General features: G+C 54.7%; 20 protein-coding genes. 6 read left to right on the forward strand and 14 right to left on the reverse strand.

The features are described 5' to 3' along the window. Positions 1 to 575: 575 nt before the first annotated feature. The gene (locus QHL1GM_RS08405) at positions 576 to 1,844 is read left to right on the forward strand and encodes a PAS domain-containing methyl-accepting chemotaxis protein (protein ID WP_071694069.1); all 1,269 of its coding nucleotides are present in this window, start codon (positions 576 to 578) and stop codon (positions 1,842 to 1,844) included. Between the two features lie 55 nt (positions 1,845 to 1,899). Here QHL1GM_RS08405 and QHL1GM_RS08410 read toward each other — a convergent pair whose 3' ends face one another. The 12 genes from QHL1GM_RS08410 to doeA form a co-directional block, all read right to left on the reverse strand. Then, complete coding sequence (locus QHL1GM_RS08410; RefSeq protein ID WP_071694070.1) at positions 1,900 to 2,550, reverse strand: peroxiredoxin; 651 nt, start codon at positions 2,548 to 2,550, stop codon at positions 1,900 to 1,902. A 206-nt stretch (positions 2,551 to 2,756) separates the two neighbouring features. Then, a complete protein-coding gene (locus QHL1GM_RS08415) occupies positions 2,757 to 3,794 on the reverse strand; it encodes a CNNM domain-containing protein (RefSeq protein ID WP_071694071.1) in 1,038 nt (345 codons plus the stop codon). Positions 3,795 to 3,893: 99 nt separating this feature from the next. Continuing rightward, complete coding sequence (locus QHL1GM_RS08420; RefSeq protein WP_071694072.1) at positions 3,894 to 4,505, reverse strand: LysE family translocator; 612 nt, start codon at positions 4,503 to 4,505, stop codon at positions 3,894 to 3,896. Between the two features lie 162 nt (positions 4,506 to 4,667). After that, the gene (locus tag QHL1GM_RS08425) at positions 4,668 to 5,135 is read right to left on the reverse strand and encodes an S-ribosylhomocysteine lyase (protein ID WP_035559056.1); all 468 of its coding nucleotides are present in this window, start codon (positions 5,133 to 5,135) and stop codon (positions 4,668 to 4,670) included. Positions 5,136 to 5,165: 30 nt separating this feature from the next. After that, on the reverse strand, positions 5,166 to 5,513 hold the full coding sequence (locus QHL1GM_RS08430) for a putative quinol monooxygenase (RefSeq protein WP_071694073.1): 348 nt from the start codon (positions 5,511 to 5,513) through the stop codon (positions 5,166 to 5,168). A gap of 86 nt (positions 5,514 to 5,599) precedes the next feature. Beyond that, positions 5,600 to 6,058 carry a DUF302 domain-containing protein gene (locus tag QHL1GM_RS08435; protein WP_071694074.1) on the reverse strand — a complete coding sequence of 153 codons (459 nt, stop codon included), beginning with the start codon at positions 6,056 to 6,058 and terminating at the stop codon, positions 5,600 to 5,602. Between the two features lie 64 nt (positions 6,059 to 6,122). Continuing rightward, the gene (locus QHL1GM_RS08440) at positions 6,123 to 6,800 is read right to left on the reverse strand and encodes a haloacid dehalogenase type II (RefSeq protein ID WP_071694075.1); all 678 of its coding nucleotides are present in this window, start codon (positions 6,798 to 6,800) and stop codon (positions 6,123 to 6,125) included. Between the two features lie 129 nt (positions 6,801 to 6,929). Further along, positions 6,930 to 8,363: an aspartate aminotransferase family protein gene (locus QHL1GM_RS08445; RefSeq protein WP_071694076.1), complete on the reverse strand. Its 1,434-nt coding sequence runs from the start codon at positions 8,361 to 8,363 to the stop codon at positions 6,930 to 6,932. A 72-nt stretch (positions 8,364 to 8,435) separates the two neighbouring features. Then, positions 8,436 to 9,932 carry an NAD-dependent succinate-semialdehyde dehydrogenase gene (locus QHL1GM_RS08450; protein ID WP_071694077.1) on the reverse strand — a complete coding sequence of 499 codons (1,497 nt, stop codon included), beginning with the start codon at positions 9,930 to 9,932 and terminating at the stop codon, positions 8,436 to 8,438. A 224-nt stretch (positions 9,933 to 10,156) separates the two neighbouring features. Next, the gene (locus QHL1GM_RS08455; protein WP_071694078.1) at positions 10,157 to 10,633 is read right to left on the reverse strand and encodes an Lrp/AsnC family transcriptional regulator; all 477 of its coding nucleotides are present in this window, start codon (positions 10,631 to 10,633) and stop codon (positions 10,157 to 10,159) included. A gap of 8 nt (positions 10,634 to 10,641) precedes the next feature. Then, the gene (gene doeB, locus QHL1GM_RS08460) at positions 10,642 to 11,673 is read right to left on the reverse strand and encodes a N(2)-acetyl-L-2,4-diaminobutanoate deacetylase DoeB (RefSeq protein WP_071694079.1); all 1,032 of its coding nucleotides are present in this window, start codon (positions 11,671 to 11,673) and stop codon (positions 10,642 to 10,644) included. A 25-nt stretch (positions 11,674 to 11,698) separates the two neighbouring features. Beyond that, entirely contained in the window at positions 11,699 to 12,898 is a 1,200-nt protein-coding gene (gene doeA / locus QHL1GM_RS08465) for an ectoine hydrolase DoeA (RefSeq protein WP_040480868.1), read from the reverse strand. A gap of 50 nt (positions 12,899 to 12,948) precedes the next feature. On the opposite strand from doeA, the gene QHL1GM_RS19815 reads away from it, so the two are divergent. From QHL1GM_RS19815 to QHL1GM_RS08485, 5 genes are all read left to right on the forward strand, one after another. Next, entirely contained in the window at positions 12,949 to 13,077 is a 129-nt protein-coding gene (locus tag QHL1GM_RS19815; RefSeq protein WP_302847853.1) for a hypothetical protein, read from the forward strand. 127 nt (positions 13,078 to 13,204) lie between these two features. Continuing rightward, the gene (locus tag QHL1GM_RS08470) at positions 13,205 to 14,140 is read left to right on the forward strand and encodes a glyoxylate/hydroxypyruvate reductase A (RefSeq protein WP_071694080.1); all 936 of its coding nucleotides are present in this window, start codon (positions 13,205 to 13,207) and stop codon (positions 14,138 to 14,140) included. A 77-nt stretch (positions 14,141 to 14,217) separates the two neighbouring features. Continuing rightward, the gene (locus QHL1GM_RS08475) at positions 14,218 to 14,952 is read left to right on the forward strand and encodes a hypothetical protein (protein WP_071694081.1); all 735 of its coding nucleotides are present in this window, start codon (positions 14,218 to 14,220) and stop codon (positions 14,950 to 14,952) included. Next, positions 14,953 to 15,885 (forward strand): lysine exporter LysO family protein, encoded by a 933-nt coding sequence (locus tag QHL1GM_RS08480; RefSeq protein ID WP_071694082.1) that lies wholly within the window; start codon positions 14,953 to 14,955, stop codon positions 15,883 to 15,885. It begins immediately after the preceding gene. A 153-nt stretch (positions 15,886 to 16,038) separates the two neighbouring features. Further along, positions 16,039 to 16,911 carry a DMT family transporter gene (locus QHL1GM_RS08485; protein WP_071694083.1) on the forward strand — a complete coding sequence of 291 codons (873 nt, stop codon included), beginning with the start codon at positions 16,039 to 16,041 and terminating at the stop codon, positions 16,909 to 16,911. Positions 16,912 to 16,939: 28 nt separating this feature from the next. On the opposite strand, the gene QHL1GM_RS08490 is transcribed toward QHL1GM_RS08485, so the two are convergent. Both QHL1GM_RS08490 and QHL1GM_RS08495 read right to left on the reverse strand, forming a co-directional pair. Further along, entirely contained in the window at positions 16,940 to 19,123 is a 2,184-nt protein-coding gene (locus QHL1GM_RS08490) for an OsmC domain/YcaO domain-containing protein (RefSeq protein WP_071694084.1), read from the reverse strand. 133 nt (positions 19,124 to 19,256) lie between these two features. After that, positions 19,257 to 20,141 carry an alpha/beta fold hydrolase gene (locus QHL1GM_RS08495; RefSeq protein WP_071694085.1) on the reverse strand — a complete coding sequence of 295 codons (885 nt, stop codon included), beginning with the start codon at positions 20,139 to 20,141 and terminating at the stop codon, positions 19,257 to 19,259. Between the last annotated feature and the right edge of the window lie 51 nt (positions 20,142 to 20,192).

The following is a 20,192-nucleotide window of genomic DNA, read 5'->3' on the forward strand; positions in this document are numbered from 1 at the left end:
ACCTCGCTTAGAGGCCTGATCGCCTTACCAGAGAGCATCGCACGCGTATTCACCCTGTGTATTCATCTGTCGATGTGCCAAGCCTGCCGCATCTGCGCGCTCCAATTCGACCTGTTGCATCAAGCTGGCAAGCTTCATCCCGCCGCCCTGCTTAATTTTCGCCAAACACTAGACTATTAGCCCTTTCAGCTAGGCACTGCGAACCACCTCACCGCTCCCCGCTGGCTCTCCACAAACCGGATTATTTTGCACCAAGAACTAAACACTGTACTACCTATGTACAAAAAGTGATTTTGCATTTAATCTGAATTAAGCTATACAAAACCTATACGATTGAGAAAACATCCTCACGTGATATGCGCCTTGTCATTTGCTTCGTTGGCATGACGCCATCCACTTTTCTCGTTAAAAAATGGCTGAACGTCGCATTCATTGGACGTAACTGGATGTCTAAAATACTCAAAACACAATAATTGAAGCATTTTGATACCTATAGATGCTCGTAATTACTTCTACACCAAGACTGCTCCAACCTTATACGCAAGACTTTAATAGAACCGTTGACAGGATTAGCAATGCTCACTTTTCTAGCTTCTAATGGTTTACATAGTGCAATTTATCAACATACCGCTTGCATCTCTTTTACCCCAGAAGGGTTTATCAAGGAGGCAAGTGAGCAATTCCTAACCGCCGTCGGTTACACCCTTGAGCAAGTGAAGGGGCAGCACCACCGGGTTTTCTGCTTTCCTGAAGAGAGCAGTAGTCTTGAGTACCGTACTTTTTGGGAAACACTGGCCGCTGGGCATAGCCAGCAAGGGCGCTTTCGGCGTTCAAATGCTCTGGGCGATGAGATTTGGCTAGAGGCCACCTACCTACCGATCAGTAACCGGCGAGGGAAGGTTGTCGAGATACTCAAAATTGCCAATGACGTTACCGCCGCGCACCAAGAAGCAGAGCGCAAAAATGCTGTCTTAGAAGCGTTAAATAGCTCCATGGCGGTGATTGAATTTACGCCCAACGGTGAGATTCTTAACGCCAACACGAACTTTGAGCAGGCGATGGGCTATCGAAATGAAGAATTAGTAGGTGCGCACCATCGAATGTTTTGTCCCGCCGATTTCTCACAAACCAATCCACGTTTCTGGGAGCGTCTGGCTCAGGGCGAGTACATGCAAGGCAAGTTTGAGCGCTTGGATTCTCGTGGTGCCAGCGTCTGGCTAGAGGCGACTTACAACCCGATTCAAGATGGCCATGGAAAGGTAGTTAAAGTAGTTAAGTTTGCCACCGATATCACCCGCTCCGTTGAGGCCGCTGAATCCGCGACACGCGCTGTCACTGCCGCCCAGAGCACCTCCTCGCAGACAGAACAAATCGCCCAAAACGGCCTTATCCACCTGCAGCGCGTTGTTCGTGATTCTGAACAAGCGGCATTAACATTGGCAGAAGCGCAGCAGCTAATCTCCGCGCTTAACAATCAGGCACAGAGTATTAATAGCATTACCGAGTCGATTGCACTTATCGCTAACCAGACCAACCTACTCTCGCTTAATGCCGCGATAGAAGCAGCACGTGCGGGTGAACAGGGTCGCGGATTTGCGGTAGTGGCTAACGAAGTGCGCCGTTTGGCCAAAGGCTCTAGTGAAGCGGTGGATGAAATTACTAAGGTGCTGAAAGAGAACAGCGCCTTGGTGGAGCGCACTACTCAAGCGATGCAGCAGGTAGTAGAGCAAGGAAAATCCAGCCAGACTAGCGTCGGGGAAATTGAGATCATCGTAAACGAGATACTCACCGGGGCTCGCAGTGTTTCCACGTCTATTGAGCAGCTAGCGCTGGAAGCTTCTTGATTCAATGCAAAAGCCAGCGCATCGGCGCTGGCTTTTGCCTCTTTACACCACTCTATTAACGCAGTGGTGTCTTACGCAGGTATGGCAGCACAGTTTCGTATTCGCCATACTTCTGTTTGGCATCGGCGTCGGAAACGCTAGGCGGAATAATCACGTCCTGACCTATCGTCCAATCAGCCGGGGTGGCAACGCCGTGTTTCGACGTGGTTTGCAGGGCATCCAAGGCGCGTAGGATTTCTGCAAAGTTGCGCCCTACGGTCATCGGATAGGTCATGGAAAGCTTTAACTGCTTATCCGGCCCGATAATAAATACCGAGCGCACCGTCGCGCTGTCTGCCGGTGTGCGGCCATCGGGCAGGTAGGCATCTTCCGGCAGCATGTCATAAAGCTTTGACACCGTTAGGCCGTCGTCGGCGATGATCGGAAAATCGACCTCGCTGCCGCTGACGGTTTGGATATCATTGCCCCAGCGTTTGTGATCTTCAACGCCATCCACGGAAACACCGATTACTTTGGTGCCGCGTTTCTTCCACTCTGCGCTCAGCTGCGCGACGGCGCCGAATTCCGTTGTGCAAACCGGGGTAAAATCTTTCGGGTGCGAAAACAGGATCGCCCAGCTATCGCCAATCCAGTCATGAAAGCGAATCGGCCCTTGGCTCGTCTCCGCTGCGAAATCAGGCACGACGGCATTAATACGTAATGACATGCTTTCCTCCTTAATGGGCGTTAGACGCCCTAATATCTTATTGGACTTTCAACACCTTCACTATAGATCATTTAGCGCTAAGACAGCGAGTACCCAGACAACGTTCACTGTCGCTCATTTAGCACCCTCTAAAGCAAAAGCGCTTGATTATACAAAGTAGAACGGCGCCCTTAGGCGCCGATCAACATCAGTGAGGCTGGCTGGGATTACTCCACCGTTTTGGTGACTTTATCTTCCCGCTTAACTCGTTTGATCCACTGCTGTTTCGCATAGTGGCGTAAATTGGCCACATTGTCGGTCTCATCGACAATATCTTGCCCCAGAATGGTTTCGATAATGTCTTCTAACGTGATTAAACCTACAAAGGTACCGTGCTCGTCGTAGACAACCCGCATGTGCAGGTGATCTTTCAGCATGGAGGTAAACACCTGCTCAACGTTATGTGAGACGTCAACGCTGCCGATCGGATGCATCAACTCACGCATCGTTTTGGCATCGTCAGCGTGGTACATATCCGCTTTATGCACATAGCCAAAGGCCTGCTCACCGTTGTCCATTACCGGGAAGCGCGTGAACGGCGCTTTACCATACTGCTCATCAAACGTTTTCACGGTCATATCAGGCAAAACGGTTTCACACACAGTACGCGGCGTCATTGCTTTGCTTACGACGATATCGTGCAAGTTGAGCATATTGATAATGGTGCGCGACTCGTCCGCGTCCAATACCTTCTCTTCCAGGCCGACCCGGGCCAGCACTTTAATTTCATCGCGCAGATCGACATCGTGTTCCGACTTACCTAAACGGCGGGTGATCTGCTCCGACATCCAGATAAAAGGCAGCAGGCCTATAATCATCGGATTTAAAAAGCGCGGCAAAAACGGCGACAAACCGCGCCAGTAAGTTGCACCAATGGTCTTTGGAATAATTTCCGACAGTATCAAGATCAGCATCGTCATCACCGCCGAGACGATGGCGATCGAAGCTTCGCCAAACACTATCGCGGCTTGGGCACCTACCGCTGTTGCCCCCACGGTATGGGCAATCGTATTCAGCGTCAAAATTGCGGCCAATGGCCGGTCGATGTTGGTTTTAAGCTTGGTAAGCGCGGCGTGTAACTTTGGCTTCTCTTCCTTCTGCTTAGCAATATAGCTAGGCGTAATAGAAAGAAGCGCTGCTTCAAGGATGGAACACAAAAAAGAGAGGGCGATCGAAAGCGTGGCAATCGAGATCAGGAGGAACATGGGCGCCTAAGGTAATGGGTTGTCCCGCGTTTATAGGGGCATCATAAGTAGAAGTCAATGGTTATCTATCGCGCACTCGCCAAGTGCGCAAACCTGAATTCATGCACGCAGAGGCAGCGCGGCACCGATGGCAACGAAGATACCGCCGCAGGTGCGATTGAACCCTCGGCCAACGCGCTTCAACCAGTGACGAATGCGGTTCGCCATATTGGCGAGCAGGCCTTCCACCAAACATTCGATAGCCACAAAGGTGCCCGACAAAACAAAAAATTGCAGCATCAAGCTGCGCTGTGGGTCGATAAACTGAGGTAGAAAAGCGCTGAAAAACAGCAGCACCTTGGGATTGGTAATCGATGCCAGCCCCCCTTGGCGATACAGGTGCCACCCGCTCGCTTGGCTTGCGCTCACATCCACCTCACCCGTAATCGGCGGCGAGCGCCATACCTGGATACCCAACCAAATAAGATACCCCCCGCCGACCCATTTCAGCACTGTCAGCCACACCACCGACGATTTAAGCAGCGCACCAATGCCAAACATGCACAGGGCAATAATCAGCATAAATCCTGTGGCACCACCTACGATGGTAAACAGAGTTCTACGGCTGCCATGCAACACGCCGTGGGTCAACGCCAGCAGGCCGTTTGGCCCAGGTGAAAGCGACAGGCCAATGCAGGCGATTAGGTATAAAAGCCAAGTGTCTAACAGCATAGTAATGCCTCACCCATGGGAAATTGCCCTCAATGCGTCAGCATGTCACCGTTGGTGGGCGTTTTCCATCCGTTAATGCACAGGCAATAAAAACGCCTCCCCTTGCTATAAGTAACACCGGGGAGGCGTCTGGCTAACTACCTGCGTACTGTCATATAACGCTTAAGCGAACACTTCAGTCCATTCGCTGCGCTTGGCCAGCAGGTTGCGGGCCAGTTCCTGGGCGCCTTCCAGGCTGTGGCTGGCGGCCCAGCCGCACTGCATTTCGTTGCAGGCGGGTACTTCAGTAGCTTCTAGCACATCGTTCAGGGTTTGTTCGATGATGGTGATCACGCCATCATAGTCGTCGTGGTTGATCATCGCGATGTAGAAGCCGGTTTGGCAGCCCATGGGGCTGATATCGACCACTTTATCGGTGTGATTACGCGACAGCTCAGCCATCAAGTGCTCAAGGGAGTGCAGCGCCGGCATCTCCATGTGATCTTTATTGGGCTGGCAGATACGCAGGTCGTATTTATGAATACGGTCGCCGTTCTGGCCTTCTTTAATATCGGCTAACCGAACGTACGGGGCTTTTACCTTGGTGTGATCCAGGTTAAAGCTCTCGACGTTCATCTTTTTATCGGTCATGTTGGCTCCTTTTCACTTTAATCTTTTCGCTTACACCTTGGGCGCGTCAAAATTCCATGGCTCATCGGTGTAAACACACACGTTGGCATCTTCGATATCGCCATCCGGCGCTTCAACGTGCTTGGCAAAGAAGTCTTGAATCTCTTTGCGCTGGCAGTGGGCTTCAAACTCTTCGCGACTGGCCCATATTTCATGAAACACAATCGGATAACCGGTGCCCTGGGCGAAGGGGTTATCGATCTGCCGGGTCACGGTGTAGTGAATGCAGGCATCTTCCCGGTGGGTGTTCGGCTCTAACGACTGAAGCGCTTTGAATACCGCTTCTTCTTTGCCTGGCTTGGGCTTAAAACCGGCAACACAGTAAATCTTCTCTGACATTTTCATACCTTAGATCGTTAAACGTTCTCTATTATGCGCTGCCATACGGCTCGTTGACAGCCTCACAAAGCTAACGTTCAGCGCGTTTATTGGGCAGCGCTCTCTGCCACAGCGTTCAATGCGCCCGAAATATTGTCTAGCGGGAGGTCACACTCTTGCAAACCATGTCGTTCAGCCAGGTAGTGCGGATCATTCCACTCGATCCGAACGCCCTCACCCGTTTCACGCACAACCATTTTTTGCGGCAAGTCGAGGGCGACGCTGCCCTGACACTGCATCATCGGAGTGCCCGCCTTGGGATTACCAAATATAAACGTTGTAGTAGGCGGCAGTTCCAGATCGTTATTTGTTGCGTTTTCGGCATGATCCACCGTCGCCATTAGATTGAGCCCCTTTTCTTCCAAGGCGGCATTGAGCTGTTCAACCACCGTATCGAAGTCGGACTGGCTCATTAAGTGTTCGATACCATTGTCGTTTGCCGCGAATAGCGACGGGCTTAACAATCCGCATGCCATTGCCATACCGAAGAGAGGTGAAAAGCGCATGTCGCTTCCTTATGTTTGTTTAAATTATGCTTGCCTAACCATGTTTGTTTTAATCTTCACGTGTTTATTTAATTAAACGTTCGGCCAATGCTTCTAGATCGGTCACCGTCATATCCGGCTCGACGCCCCAAGGGTCGAAAGGCGCGTCGGAACTGCGCCGTATCCAGGCACTGCGTAGGCCTGCGTGGGTGGCGCCAATCACATCGAAGGGGTTACTGGAAACCAGCCACGTCTGCTCGGGGCGTGTTTCTAAGCGGCTACGTAAATGAGAGTACACCGCCGGGTCTGGCTTAAAGCGTTTTACCTCATCGGCGCTGATCACATCGTCCATATGGCTCTCTACACCTGCGCGGGAGAGCAGCTTGGAAACGGCATCCGCTGTGCCGTTCGAAAATGCCACGCAGCGTATGCCCGCATCGCGAAGCTGATCTAGCGCAGGCACTACATCCTCAAAAGCAGGCAGTTCAGCGTATACCGCCATCAGATGATCTTGGTCGTTATCCGAAAGCCCTGTTTGCAGTGCGCGGTCAATAAACACCAGCGCTTCACGGGTACACTCCGAGAACGGCACGTAAGCGCCCATCAGGCCGTGGCGAAAGCTGTACTCAAGTTGCTTATCACGCCAGCGGCGAGCGAATTCGCCTGCTTTGGAGGCATCCGTTAGGCGGCGTTCAAGCTCAACGGTAACCCCTTGGGTATCGATCAACGTACCGTATACATCGAAGGCTAAGACCGGTTGCATCGTTGGCTACTCCTTAACTTTCAATTAATTGTGGCCTGAGTTCAGCTTATATCTTTAGCATAGACGACACCTTCAATAACAAAAGCGCCGCTGCACAGGCAGCGGCGCTTAGAAGGCTAAAACAGGCGATCAAACCGTAAACGCGGCCTCTTTTTCACCACTTTTCAGGTCGCCAGAGCGCACCAGTTCATCGGTAACCCGGTCAATGGCGCGCTTGGCGCGACCAATCATGTCATCCACTTCACCACGGTTGATGGTCAGCGGCGGCGCGAAGCCGAGAATATCGCCTTGGGGCATGGCGCGAGCAATCAGACTCTCTTCCATGGCAGCCGCCGCCACGCGGGGTCCGACTTTGAGGGCCGGGTCGAAGTGCAGGCGCTGCTTGGCATCCGGCGAGAACTCCAGTGCCGCCATCAGGCCAACGCCGCGTACGTCGCCCAACAGCGGGTGGCCTTCAAAGTTAGCCTTTAGCTGCTGTTGGAAATAAGCACCGGTTTCGGCGGCGTTGCCCACCAGATTTTCACGCTCGATGATATCCAGGTTAGCAAGCCCTGCCGCACAGCCCAGGGCGTGGCCGGAGTAAGTCCAGCCGTGGCCGATGGGGCCATACTCACCGGTGCCCTGCTCCAGCACCTGCCACACCTTCTCGCCAACAATCACGCCGGAGAGCGGCTGGTAGGCGCTAGTTAAGCCCTTGGCGATGGTGACCAGATCAGGCTTCATATTGTAGTGATGGCTGCCGAAATCGGAGCCGGTACGGCCGAAGCCACAGACCACTTCATCGGCAATCAGCAGCACGTCGTACTTCGCCAGCACGGCTTGAATCGCATCCCAGTAGCCTTCCGGCGGCGGTACGATACCGCCAGTGCCCAGCACCGGCTCGCCGATAAAGGCGGCCACGGTATCCGGGCCCTCTTCCAGAATCATTGCTTCCAGCTTGTCGGCGCAGTAAGCGGAGAATTCAAGCTCGGTCATGCCGTGCTGTTCGGCGGCGCGTAGATAGTAGTGCGGCGCTTCGGTATGACGAATAGTGTCAATCGGCAGATCGAAGTGGTCGTGGAATGCTTTCAAACCGGTCAACGAGCCCGAGGCGATGCCGGAACCGTGGTAGCCGCGCATGCGTGAGATGACCTTTTTCTTCTGCGGGCGGCCGAGCACGTTGTTGTAGTAGCGCACGATCTTGAGCTGGGTTTCGTTGGCGTCCGAGCCGGACATGCCGTAGTAGACCTTGGACATGTTCATGCCCGCGATCTTCAGAATGCGCTCGGAAAGCTCAATCTGCGGCTCGTTCGAGTGACCCACGTAGGTGTGGTAGTAAGAGAGCTCTAGCGCTTGCTTATAGATCGCCTCGGCGACTTCGGTGCGCCCGTAGCCGATGTTGACGCAGTAAAGCCCGGCGAAGCCGTCGATAAATTCACGGCCGTCCTTATCCACGATATTGATGCCTTTGCCGCCGGTAATCACGCGGCCCGGCGCATCGCCGTGGGCGAAATCGCGCAGGTGGGTAGAGGCGTGGAAAGTGACTTTACGGTCGCGTTCGATCAAATCCTGATGCAAGCTCATAGCGTTCTCTCTATACGGTAACCCTCCCCGCATTGCGGGGAGGGTGTTTTAAAATTATTTTCAACTTAGCGACTAGCTGCCAGAGACTGAACCCAGCGCACCCAGGCAGTAATATTTCGTTTCCAGGTATTCATCGATACCCGTAGCGCCACCTTCACGGCCAAGGCCGGACTGCTTCACACCGCCGAAGGGTACCGGCGGGCCGGTCATTTTCACCGAGTTGACGCTAACCATGCCGTACTCCAGGGCGCGCATCAGCTTCCAGATACGGCGGATATCGTGGGTGTAGATGTACGCGGCCAGGCCGTACTCGGTGTCGTTGGCCATTTCAATCACTTCGTCGTCGGTGCTGTAGGCGGTGATACCAGCCACCGGCGCGAAGTTCTCTTCCCGCCACACTTTCATTTTTGGCGTTACGCCGGTCAGCATCACCGGCATAAAGAAGTTCTCACCGGGCGCTTGGCTTTGATCACCACCGATCACGGTGGCGCCTTTAGAGATGGCGTCATCGACAATCGCGGCGGCTTTTTCTACCGCCTGACGGTGAATCAGCGGGCCAAGGTCTACCTCGCTTTGGAGGCCATTGCCCACGGTAAGCGCCGCCATACGCTCGCTGAAATGCTCGACGAATGCATCGTGGATGGATTCGTGAACCAGAATGCGGTTGGCTGCCAGACAGTCCTGCCCGGCCGTTTGGAACTTGGCATCTATTGCCGCAAAGGCCGCCTCTTTAGGATCCATGTCGGGCCCAACGATAAACGGCGCATTGCCGCCTAATTCCAACGAGAGCCGCTTAACGGTGTTAGCGCTCTGCTCGATCAGCAGACGACCCACACGGGTGGAACCGGTGAACGACAACGCCCGAATGCGCGACTCGCTGCAGAGGATCTTTGAGACTTCCGCTGGGTCGCCCAGCACCACATTGAAAATCCCTGCGGGAATCCCCGCACGCTCGGCCAACTCTGCGAGCGCCAATGCAGAGTAAGGCGTTTCATTGGCGGGTTTGACGATCACCGGGCAGCCCGCTGCCAGCGCCGCCGCGGCTTTGCGGGTAATCATCGCCAGCGGAAAGTTCCACGGCGTAATCATCGCCGCGATACCCACCGGCTCTTTAATGGTGCCCAGTGATGCGTTGGGGATATGGCTAGGGATAGTTTCGCCATAGGTACGTTTGCCTTCTTCGGCGAACCAGCGCACGAAGCTGGCACCGTACTGCACCTCACCACGGGCATCGGGCAGGGGTTTGCCCTGCTCCAGCGTCATGATGGTCGCAAGGTCTTCACGATTGGCTTGAATCAGGTCGTACCAGGCCAGCAAGCGCTCGCAGCGTTCGTCAGCGCGTAGTGCACGCCACTGTACAAAAGCGTCTTCAGCGGCATCTACGGCGGCGGTAATCTGCTCGGCTTCCAGCAACGGGATATGGCCAATGGCTTCATTGGTGGCTGGGTCATAGACAGCCTCTTCGCGACCGCCTTCCCCGTGGGTCCACTTACCGTTCACGTAGGCGTACTGCCGGAACAGACGCGGATCTTCCAGGCGCTTGGCGAGCGTGGTCGATAGTGTGGTCATGGGAACCTCTCCTCAAATGCAGTCTGGCTAACCGAGCGCTGCAGTCACTGTGTGGCATTGTCAGCAAGCGCTCTTATTAGCCTTGCCATCGAATGCCCCCAGGTTAACGGAGAGGAGCCACGAAGTGTTTTTGAAAACCGAGCCTTATCGCACGACTTTTTTTGTCAGTGGGCGTTTAGCAGTGATTTTTTTTGGTTGTACTTGGTAATAGCTTTTGGTGGGGCCTAAAGAAGGTCGTCAGTATCGATACCTATGGGAACGCGCTTGACGGTTTTGGTCACAATATAGGTGAAGTAGCGCTCAATACCGGCCTCGGAAACCAGCCACTTATCCATCAGGCGTTGATAGCTATCGATGGTGCGCGCTTCAAACTTCACCAGGTAATCTACTCCGCCCCCCACCGCCACGCACTCGGTGACTTCCGGAGTTTGCATGACCAGGGCTTCAAAGCGGGTGAAGCTATCGGCGTTGTGCTGTTTGAGCTCGATTTGCACCCATACAGGGTTGCGCGGTACCAATACCTCGCTATTGATGCGCGCGCTGTAGCCCTGGATAACGCCGGCTTTCTCCAGGCGTTTTACCCGCTCCCAGCAGGGGCTGACCGAGAGGTTGATCGCCTCGGCCAGCTTCGACTTGGTGATTCGCCCATCGCGGGAGAGGATGTCGAGAATTTTCAGATCGTAACGGTCAAGTTTCATCATGCCGAGGACTAAGCCTCCAGGCGTTCAACAACATCGGCAATCACCGCCAGGGTATCCCCCATATTGATGAGCGAGGGCGCGCGGCGAGCCATCAGAATGCCATCGCGCTCCGCTTTGTAAGCAACCGGGTCGGTGCCACTGCGGGTCATGTCGTACACATAGGCGATGGTTTGTCCCTTTTTCACTTCGTCGCCCAGCGCTACCAATAGCTCTAACACGCCGGAGTGCTGGCTCTGAACGTAACAGCTGGCGTCGGGCATATCGAGATACATCTGCCCGCCAGCGGGCATTTCCACTTCGCCTTTTACCAGGCCGTAGTGAATCAGGAAATTGCGCACGCCGCGCTCTGCAATAGCAATGCTTTGTGGGGTGGAAGTGCCGCCGCCGCCAAGCTCAGTGGCGACAAAGACTTTGCCCTGGCGCTCGCAGGCGGTGTCGAAGAGTTTTTCCGCATCCAGCTCAAACATCACCATGGCGTAGGGGGCGCCAAACGCTTTAGCGCCTTCCAGTGCAGACTGCTGCTGCGCTTTATTATCCAATACGTGGGAAGCGCCGAAGGGCAGAATATCCAGCGTTCTCCCACCAGAGTGAAGGTCGAGGACCACGTCGCTCATCGGCACCAATACGCGGGTGAAGTAGTCGGCAATTTGCGGCGTGACGCTGCCGTTGGGGTCGCCTGGAAAGCTACGATTGAGGTTGCCCTTGTCCATCGGCGAGGTGCGCTTGCCTGCCATGACCGCAGGGGTATTCATGCACGGCACGATAATCACCCGTCCTGTCACATCCTCTGCCTTAAGCGTTGATGAGAGTTTCAGCAGCGAGGTGATGCCCTCATATTCATCGCCGTGGTTGCCGCCGGTCAGCAGTGCCGTGGGGCCGTCGCCGTTTTTAACCACGGTCACGGGGATCATCACCGCGCCCCAGGCAGACTCATCAGTAGAGATCGGCAGCTTTAAAAAGCCGTGCTGCACGCCATCGGCATCAAAATCAACGGTGGCGGAAATCGGGCTAGGCCGCAGTTGGCTTGGTTGATCGGTCATTGGATGTTCCTTTGTTTACAAACCACTACTTTACAAACAGCTGGCGCGGAAAATTGGCCAGGGTTTCGCAGCCATCTTCGGTAATCAAGATGCTTTCGGTAATTTCCAAGCCCCAGTTTTCTTCCCAGAGCCCCGGCATAAAGTGGAATGTCATGCCCGGCTCCAGAATAGTGTCATCCGAGGGGCGTAGGCTCATGGTACGCTCACCCCAGTCGGGCGGGTACGAAATACCGATGGGATAACCACAGCGGGCACCGCCGCGGTCAAAGCCGTATTTATCCATCGCCGCACCCAGCGCCATGGCGATATCCGCCGTGCGGTTACCGGGTTTGGCCACTGCCAAGCCGTTTTCGATGCCTTCGAGTAGTGCTGATTCCGCACGAATAAAATCCGTCGGCGGTGTGCCCAAAAATACAGTGCGCGACATCGGTGCGTGGTAGCGCTTAAACACCCCGGCAATCTCAAAGAAAGTGCCTTCACCTTTGCGAAATGGCGTGTCGTCCCAGGTCAGGTGCGGCGCGGCAGCATCTTTACCGGTGGGCAGCATGGGCACAATAGCGGGATAGTCGCCGCCGAATACTTTGCCATTCTCATCCACAAAACCTTCGATGCCAACGCGGTAAATCTCTGACACCAGCTTACTCTTGGGCAAGCCTGGCTCAATCACTTCCAGAATACGCGTATGCATGCCTTCCACGATCTTGGCGGCAATGCGCATATAGGCCACTTCTTGCGGCGATTTGATCGCCCGGCACCAGTTCACCAGCGAATTAGCATCCATAAAGCGCGCATGGGGTAGCTCGCGCAACAGGCTTAGATAGGCTTTGGCGGAGAAGTAGTAGTTATCCATCTCCATGCCCACTACCCCCAGATGCCAGCCGCGATCGGGCATGATCGACTGAGCCAGATACTCCATCGGGTGCATGTCCGGATTCTGTACGTAGTAATCCGGATAGTAGGTAATGTTGTCGGGATCAATCCAGCAGGTGCGCAGGGCACCATTGGCGTCCATGCGCCGTCCGAACCATACCGGCTCGCCCTCAAGGCCCACCAGCACACACTGATGCACATAAAAAGACCAACCGTCGTAGCCGGTTAGCCAAGCCATATTGGAAGGGTCACTGACGATCAGAACGTCAATGCCACGACTGGCCATTTCAGCGCGCACTTTCCACAGGCGGGTAGCGTACTCTTCGCGCGTGAAAGGCAGGGAAACCTGAGTCATCGGGCAACTCGCCATTAAAGATCACCAAGAACCAGCGCTCTGCCTACTAAATGCACACAACGCTGGGCCACAGGATCGACCTGGCCACCACCGATCAGGCGTCGGGGTTGCATCTGCCACGCTTGCAGCAGGCCCGCCAATGTCGTCTTGACCCGATACTAGCACCGACCCTTGGTTAGCGGTCAAAGGCTTTATGACAAAAAGTGTATACAGCACCGTTATTTGCACTAAACGAGCTTGCAACGACCTTGTGTGCTCACCATGATAGTTTGCAGTAATGACACTTTTATCAAGAGGGGAAAAAAGATGAAAATTATTGTGCATATTGATGAGGCTGAACAGTGGCAAGCGGCGCTTGCTGAAGCGCTACCCCACGCCACCGTACTCACCAGTGAAGCGCCAGCTGATGAACGTAAAAATGCTGACTATCTCGCCATCTGGAAAGCCCCCGCCCATTTGCTGCAAGAGCAGACCCAGCTCAAAGGCATCATCAATTTAGGCGCTGGGGTGGATTACCTACTGAAAACCCCAGGCCTGCCCAGCGACGTGCCGATTGTAAAATTGCGCGATGCGGGCATGGGCGAGCTGATGGCCGATTACGTCCTGTATGGCGTGCTGCACTTCTACCGCAGCATGGATCGTTACGTAGAGCAGCAGCAAAGCGTTACTTGGAAGCCGCAAGAGGTGGAGGAAAAATCGCAGTGGCCGGTTGGCGTATTAGGCTTAGGGGCTATAGGCAGCTTCGTGGCCAGCGCCCTACAGCAAGCAGGCTTCCCAGTGCTGGGCTGGAGCCGCTCCCCCAAGCAGATCAGCGGCGTGGAGTGCTTTCATGGCGATGATGGGCTAACCGAACTGCTCGGCCAAGTACAAAGCCTTATCACTATTCTCCCCGACACGGCGGCGACTCAACATATTCTCAACGCCGAGCGGCTGGCTCAACTTCCCCTAGGCGCTAGCGTGATTAACCCTGGACGGGGCAGTTTGATCGATGAACAGGCGCTATTGGAAGCGCTGGGGAACGGCAATCAGCCTGGCCACTTGCGGGGTGCCCTGCTGGATGTATTCCATGAAGAGCCCCTGCCCACTGACAATACGCTATGGCAGCATCCCAAGGTAATTGTCACACCCCATATGGCAGCACCTACCCCGCTTAACGATGCCATCGACCAGGTAATCTCTTACCTGCAGGCCTTTGAATCGGGCGAGAAACTCTCCACGATCAACCCGGAGGCTGGCTACTGACGCCACACCCTGCCCCGGTTATACTAGGCGGCTGGAGAACCAAGTGCTCATTAAAGGCTCTTAGGAAGATACCGTTTATGGAGGAAGAGCCTTTGGTCAATGTAATAGCACGACTGCCAGGCCGCGTGCTTGCAGGTATGGGATTGAGTCTCGCCGCCTTCTGTTTTAGTGACATGGTGTTAGCCGCAGACACACTCAAAGAGCCGCAGCCCTTTGAAGCCCAGTACCGGCTTGAGGTTCGTGATTGGCCTGGGGCTACCATTACCCATAGCCTCTCTAACGAAGGAAATCACTGGCTAAGCGATATGCGCTTTTCGATCACCGTGGCGCGCGGCCAGGAGTTCAGCCGTTTTTCTCTTGATGGCAATGATACTCACGCACTGCTCTTTAACAGCAGCTATTCAGTGCTGGGCGTGGGTGATAGCTACCAATTAAACGAGAACGATATCCCTAGCTTGGACCGTCAAACGGCGCTGTTTGACCTCTCGCGCCGGGCCGGTCAAGAGAACTGCACAGAGAGCGCCCCCTGCACGATTGAGTTTGTCGACCAAAAAGGGCGCGACGAGCACTTCCAATACTATGTAAGTGGAAAGAATGTTTATGCACCAGCGACCATCAGCGTACCTGCCGGTGAGTTTGAAACGCTGAATGTATCGCTGATCGATACAGAGAAACCTGATCGCGTGCTACAGATTAACTTTCACCCTGACTGGCCTGGGCTGATTCTCTCCGCGGTGTACCAAAAAGAGGGTCGCCGGGAAACGCAGCTGACTTTAACTAACTTCAACCCAAACGGTGGCGCGACGCCTTAAATGCTTTCTGGTTTATTGATTGTTCTACTCCCGCTTTTTCTTGGCTATCTGATCCGCGTTCGTTCCCAACAGTTACAGAACTTGATCAACCGAGCAGTTAATAGCTCGGTTTATCTGATTCTACTGTTCATGGGGGTAAGTCTGGCCGGGCTTGATAACCTGACCAGCCAGCTTTCCCGCTTGGGCGGTAATGCCTTGCTGTTATTTAGCATTACCACGCTGTTCAACTTAGCAGCGCTATGGTGGCTATCGCGTCGTTTATCCCTTAAAGCAGGCAACTCACCAGTGGTGAAGAATGCTCCTACCAGTAAACTGGCGGCCATGCAGGGGTCGCTTTTATTGGTCGCTGTGGTGGCTGGGGGCGTTATCCTCGGCCTGCTGCTGGGGCCACAGCTGGGTGAAAGGCTTTTCAATACCGCGGATTTACTGGCCGAATGGGTGCTCTACCTGCTGCTGGCACTGATCGGCTGTCAGCTACGCAATTCCGGCATGCCACTCAGGCAAATCTTACTCAACCGCATGGGGCTGGCAATTGCGGTGACGCTGGCAATCAGTTCGCTGCTGGCAGGTTTAGCTGCCGCCCCACTGCTCTCGCTAAGCTGGAACGAAGGTCTGGCGATGGCGTCAGGCTTTGGCTGGTACTCGCTTTCGGCGATTCTAATTGGTGACCAACTAGGCCCGCTGATGGGCGGAGTGGCGTTCTTCAACGACCTCACTCGGGAGCTGCTGGCGTTTATCCTGATTCCGCTGGTCATCCACCGCCACACGGCGCTTGCGATTGGTTACGGCGGCGCTACTTCCATGGATTTCACCCTACCGGTGATTCAGCAGCACGGCGGTGTGGCCTGCGTACCTATTGCGGTAGTCAGCGGGTTTATTCTCTCACTACTCTCCCCACCACTGATTCTGTTCTTTCTCTCGCTTTCGGGCTAGGGGGCTTTCGCTCACTGGGCCCAGCGTCTACCTTTCAGGGAAGCCACATAGAGATCTACAGGCAGTAGGTCAGGAGCCATCGCTAAACAGTGGAAATACGTTTAAACATTCGTTGCTCCCGAGTGTTTACCGTTCAAGGACGAAAGGTGAAATATGGCAGGCGCAAGCAGTATATTGATAGCGCTAGCGGCCTTCTGCTGGGGGATATCCGGGGGAATCGCAGGCATCTTGTTAGACAACGGCTGGGATGCAGCTGTCGTGTCGTTTTATCGCGGGTTCGTGGGACTTCTCTTTGCACTTATGTGGCTGCTGCTTCAACGTCGGCATAGCGGCCTGAACAGCAGGCGACTTTGGTTCTGGTCGGTGGTTGCAGGCCTGGGCGTAGCTGGCAATTTTACGTTCTATTTTCTTAGTATTGAGTATGGCAACGTTGCGGTCGCTGCCACCCTGATGTACTGCGCCCCTGTTTTTGTCTATCTCGTCTCATTTGCTCTCAAGCTTGAGCGTCCCACCGCTGCCAAGTGGCTGGCCATTGCGCTGGTCATGGTGGGTATCGTGCTGTTAACCAAGCTGTATGCCATCAGCGCCAGTGGCCTCTCGTTACTTGGCGTAGGCACCGGGCTGCTTGCCGGGCTTTCATACGCCGTCTTCATTTTTGGTTTCAAATATGCCGCGCCCCATGGCAGTCCACAGGCAATTCTTTCGGTTGCCTTCACCGTGCTGGCCATCGCCCTGCTGTTGCCAACCGATATTAACCAGGCTGTCAGCGTCATCAGCGCACCGGAGCTGCCGCTATTTGTAGCGCTGGGCATTCTCGGCGCTGGGCTATCTTTTCTGCTCTACGTGGTGGGTATCAAGCATACGGCGCCTGCGCTGGCCTCCATGATTGCCATGGTCGAGCCGATCACCGCCACCCTGTTTGGGGTAGCGGTGTTAAACGAAAGCCTGGGCGTTATACAAATGGTAGGCATGGGGTTGATATTAGTCACCGTGACAACGCTAAGCGTTATTTCAAGCAAGTCATAGCCAACCATCAGAATATATTGATAAACACTTAGAGGGCCGCTTTAGCTGCCCGAGCAGCGTGGAGCTTTTTATAGCTTTCAATCAAGCGCTGGTGACGTTCCAGCCCTTCCAACTGCATGTTAGTCGGCGTTAGCCCGTGGAAGCGCACCTCGCCACTTACCGAGCCAACCACCGCCGCCATGGTGGCTTCACCAAACATGCGCTGGAAATTGTATAGGTAATCGTTCAGTTCCAGCTCATCATCCAGCGCAATTTCCAGCACCGCGTTTACCGCCTGGTAGAAAAGGCCGCGCTCGACGGTGTTGTCGTTGTACTGCAGGAACATCTGTACGCAGTCCAGCGCCTCTTCATGACGCTGCAGCGCTAGGTAGACCAGTAGCTTCAGTTCCAGAATGGTCAGCTGACCCAACTCGGTGTTTTCATCAAACTCGATACCGATTAGCGTGATGATATCGGTGTGGTCATCCATCTGGCTCTCTTCCAGCCGCTCGACCAGATCAGTGAGTTGATCATCGTCAAGCCGGTGCAGGTTGAGAATATCCTCGCGGTAATCCAGCGCCTTATTGGTGTTATCCCAGATCAAATCTTCAATGGGGTACACCTCGGAGTAGCCCGGCACCAGAATGCGGCAGACCGCCGCGCCTAAGTCCTCGTGTACCGCCATATAGACTTCCGCGCCTAGCTCCTCAAAGATGCCGAACAGGGTCTCGGCCTCTTCATCATTGCTGCCAGAGAAGACCCACTCGCTGAACTCGAAGTCAGGCTTGGCGCTAAAGAAGCGCCAGGAGACCACGCCTACCGAGTCGATAAAGTGCTCAACAAAGTTATTAGGCTCGGAGACGGTTTGTGAGTTAAACGTCGGCAGCGGCAGGTCGTTCAGGCCTTCGAAGCTGCGGCCTTGCAGCAACTCGGTCAAGCTACGCTCCAGCGCCACTTCAAAGCTCGGGTGGGCACCAAAGGAGGCAAACACGCCGCCGGTGCGCGGGTTCATCAGCGTGACGCACATCACCGGGAACTGACCGCCCATGGAGGCATCTTTGACCAGCACCGGGAACCCCTGGGCTTCCAGGGCGTTAATGCCTTCGACAATGCTGGGGTATTTTGCCAGCACCTCCTGGGGCACATCCGGCAGGGTTAGCTCCTGCTCAAGGATTTCACGCTTCACCGCCCGCTCGAAAATTTCCGACAGGCACTGCACCTGGGCTTCCACCAGGGTATTGCCCGCGCTCATGCCGTTGCTGAGGAACAGGTTTTCAATCAGGTTGGAGGGGAAATAGACCGTTTCGCCGTCGGATTGGCGTACAAACGGCAGCGATACAATGCCCCGATCTTCACGACCCGAGTTGGTATCAATCAGGTTGGAGCCGCACAGTTCGCCTTCCGGGTTGTAGATCGCAAGGCAGTGCTCGTCGAGAATTTCTGCGGGCAGCTCGTCGTTCGGTCCCGGCTTGAACCACTTTTCATTGGGGTAGTGAACGAATGCGCTGTTGGCAATCTCTTCACCAAAGAACTGGTCGTTATAGAAGAAGTTGCAGCTCAAGCGCTCGATAAACTCGCCCAGCGCCGAACAAAGGGCGCTCTCCTTGGTCGCGCCTTTGCCGTTGGTGAAGCACATCGGCGAGGCCGCATCGCGAACATGCAGCGACCAAACGTGGGGAACGATATTGCGCCAGGAGGCGATCTCGATTTTCATGCCCAGATCAGCCAGGATCGCGCTCATATTGGCGATGGTCTGCTCCAGTGGCAGGTCTTTGCCCTCGATATAGGTGCTGCCACCTTCCGGTGTGCCCATGAGCAACGCCTGGGCGTCCTCATCTATGTTCTCTACCGTTTCGATTTGGAAATCTGGGCCGGTTTGCACCACTTTCTTAACCGTACAGCGGTCGATGGAGCGCAGAATGCCCTGGCGATCTTTTTCCGAGATATCTTCCGGCAGCTCGACCTGGATTTTGAAGATTTGCTTATAGCGGTCTTCCGGGTCGACGATATTATTCTGGGAAAGACGAATATTTTCGGTAGGGATATCGCGGGCGTTGCAGTACACCTTCACGAAGTAGGCCGCGCACATGGCAGAGGACGCCAGGAAGTAGTCGAACGGCCCTGGTGCCGAGCCGTCGCCTTTGTAGCGAATTGGCTGGTCGGAGATAACCGTAAAATCGTCGAACTTGGCCTCCAGGCGGAGGTTGTCGAGATAGTTAACTTTGATTTCCATGAGCGGGCGTCCAGAATAATGAGTGTGGCTAAGCTTTTACAAACCCTAGGTTGTAAAACAAAAGCCAGTAGGCGAATTGCGGCCCATTATCCAGTTTTTTACCCGCTTCGTCTTGGTCAGTCTCCCGAATTGTCTATTCGGCGTCGAGAAGAAACGGTAGCGCTTCATCCAGTAGCATTTCGGGAATCTCTTCGGCGATATAGTGGCCGCAAGGAAGCGCCTTGCCTTCTATATCAATGGCAACTTTTCGCCATTCAGCCAAGGCATCAAAGCAGGCTTCAATAGCGCCTTCAGCGCCCCACATCACTTTTAATGGGCAGGTGAGCTTTACGCCCGTATCGATATCGGCCTGATCGTGCTCCAAGTCGATGGTGGCGCTGGCGCGGTAGTCGCCGCAAATACCGGTAGCCGTACCGGGGAGCGCGAGGCAGCGCTCGTACTCTACCAGCGCTTCTGGGGAGAAAGGCGCCATCCCGGCACTGCGGGCACCCATCACGCTTTTGAGGTATTGAGCGGGATCACTCTGGATCAGCATTTCTGGCAGCGGCTGGGGACGAATCAGGAAGAACCAGTGCCAGTAGCTGCGCGCGAAGGCCTCGTTGGTGCCGCGATACATGGCCAGCGTCGGGGCAATATCCAGAAGCACCATACGCTTTACTCGCTCTGCGTGGTCAACGCCTAAACGGTGGGCGACTCGAGCCCCGCGATCATGGGCCAACACTTTAAATCGCTCAAAACCCAGCCCGGTCATTAGCTCCGCCATGTCCGTCGCCATAGTGCGCTTGGAGTAATGAAGGTGTTCGGGATCGTCGTCGGGTTTACTGCTGTCGCCGTAGCCGCGCAGATCCGCTGCGATTACGGTGAAGTGCCGGGCGAGCTCCACCGCGACTTTGTGCCAAATCACATGGGTCTGAGGGTGGCCATGAAGTAGCAGCAGTGCCGGGCCGTTGCCCCCCATTCGAAAAGCGATCTCGACGCCGTTAACGTGGCGCGTCTGTTTTTCAAACCCATGAAACATGGTGTTCTCCTGGTCTGCTGGCAATGTCACTAACACAACGTCATCGCGTAA

This window comes from Halomonas sp. QHL1 (assembly GCF_001882345.1).
GTDB lineage: Bacteria > Pseudomonadota > Gammaproteobacteria > Pseudomonadales > Halomonadaceae > Vreelandella.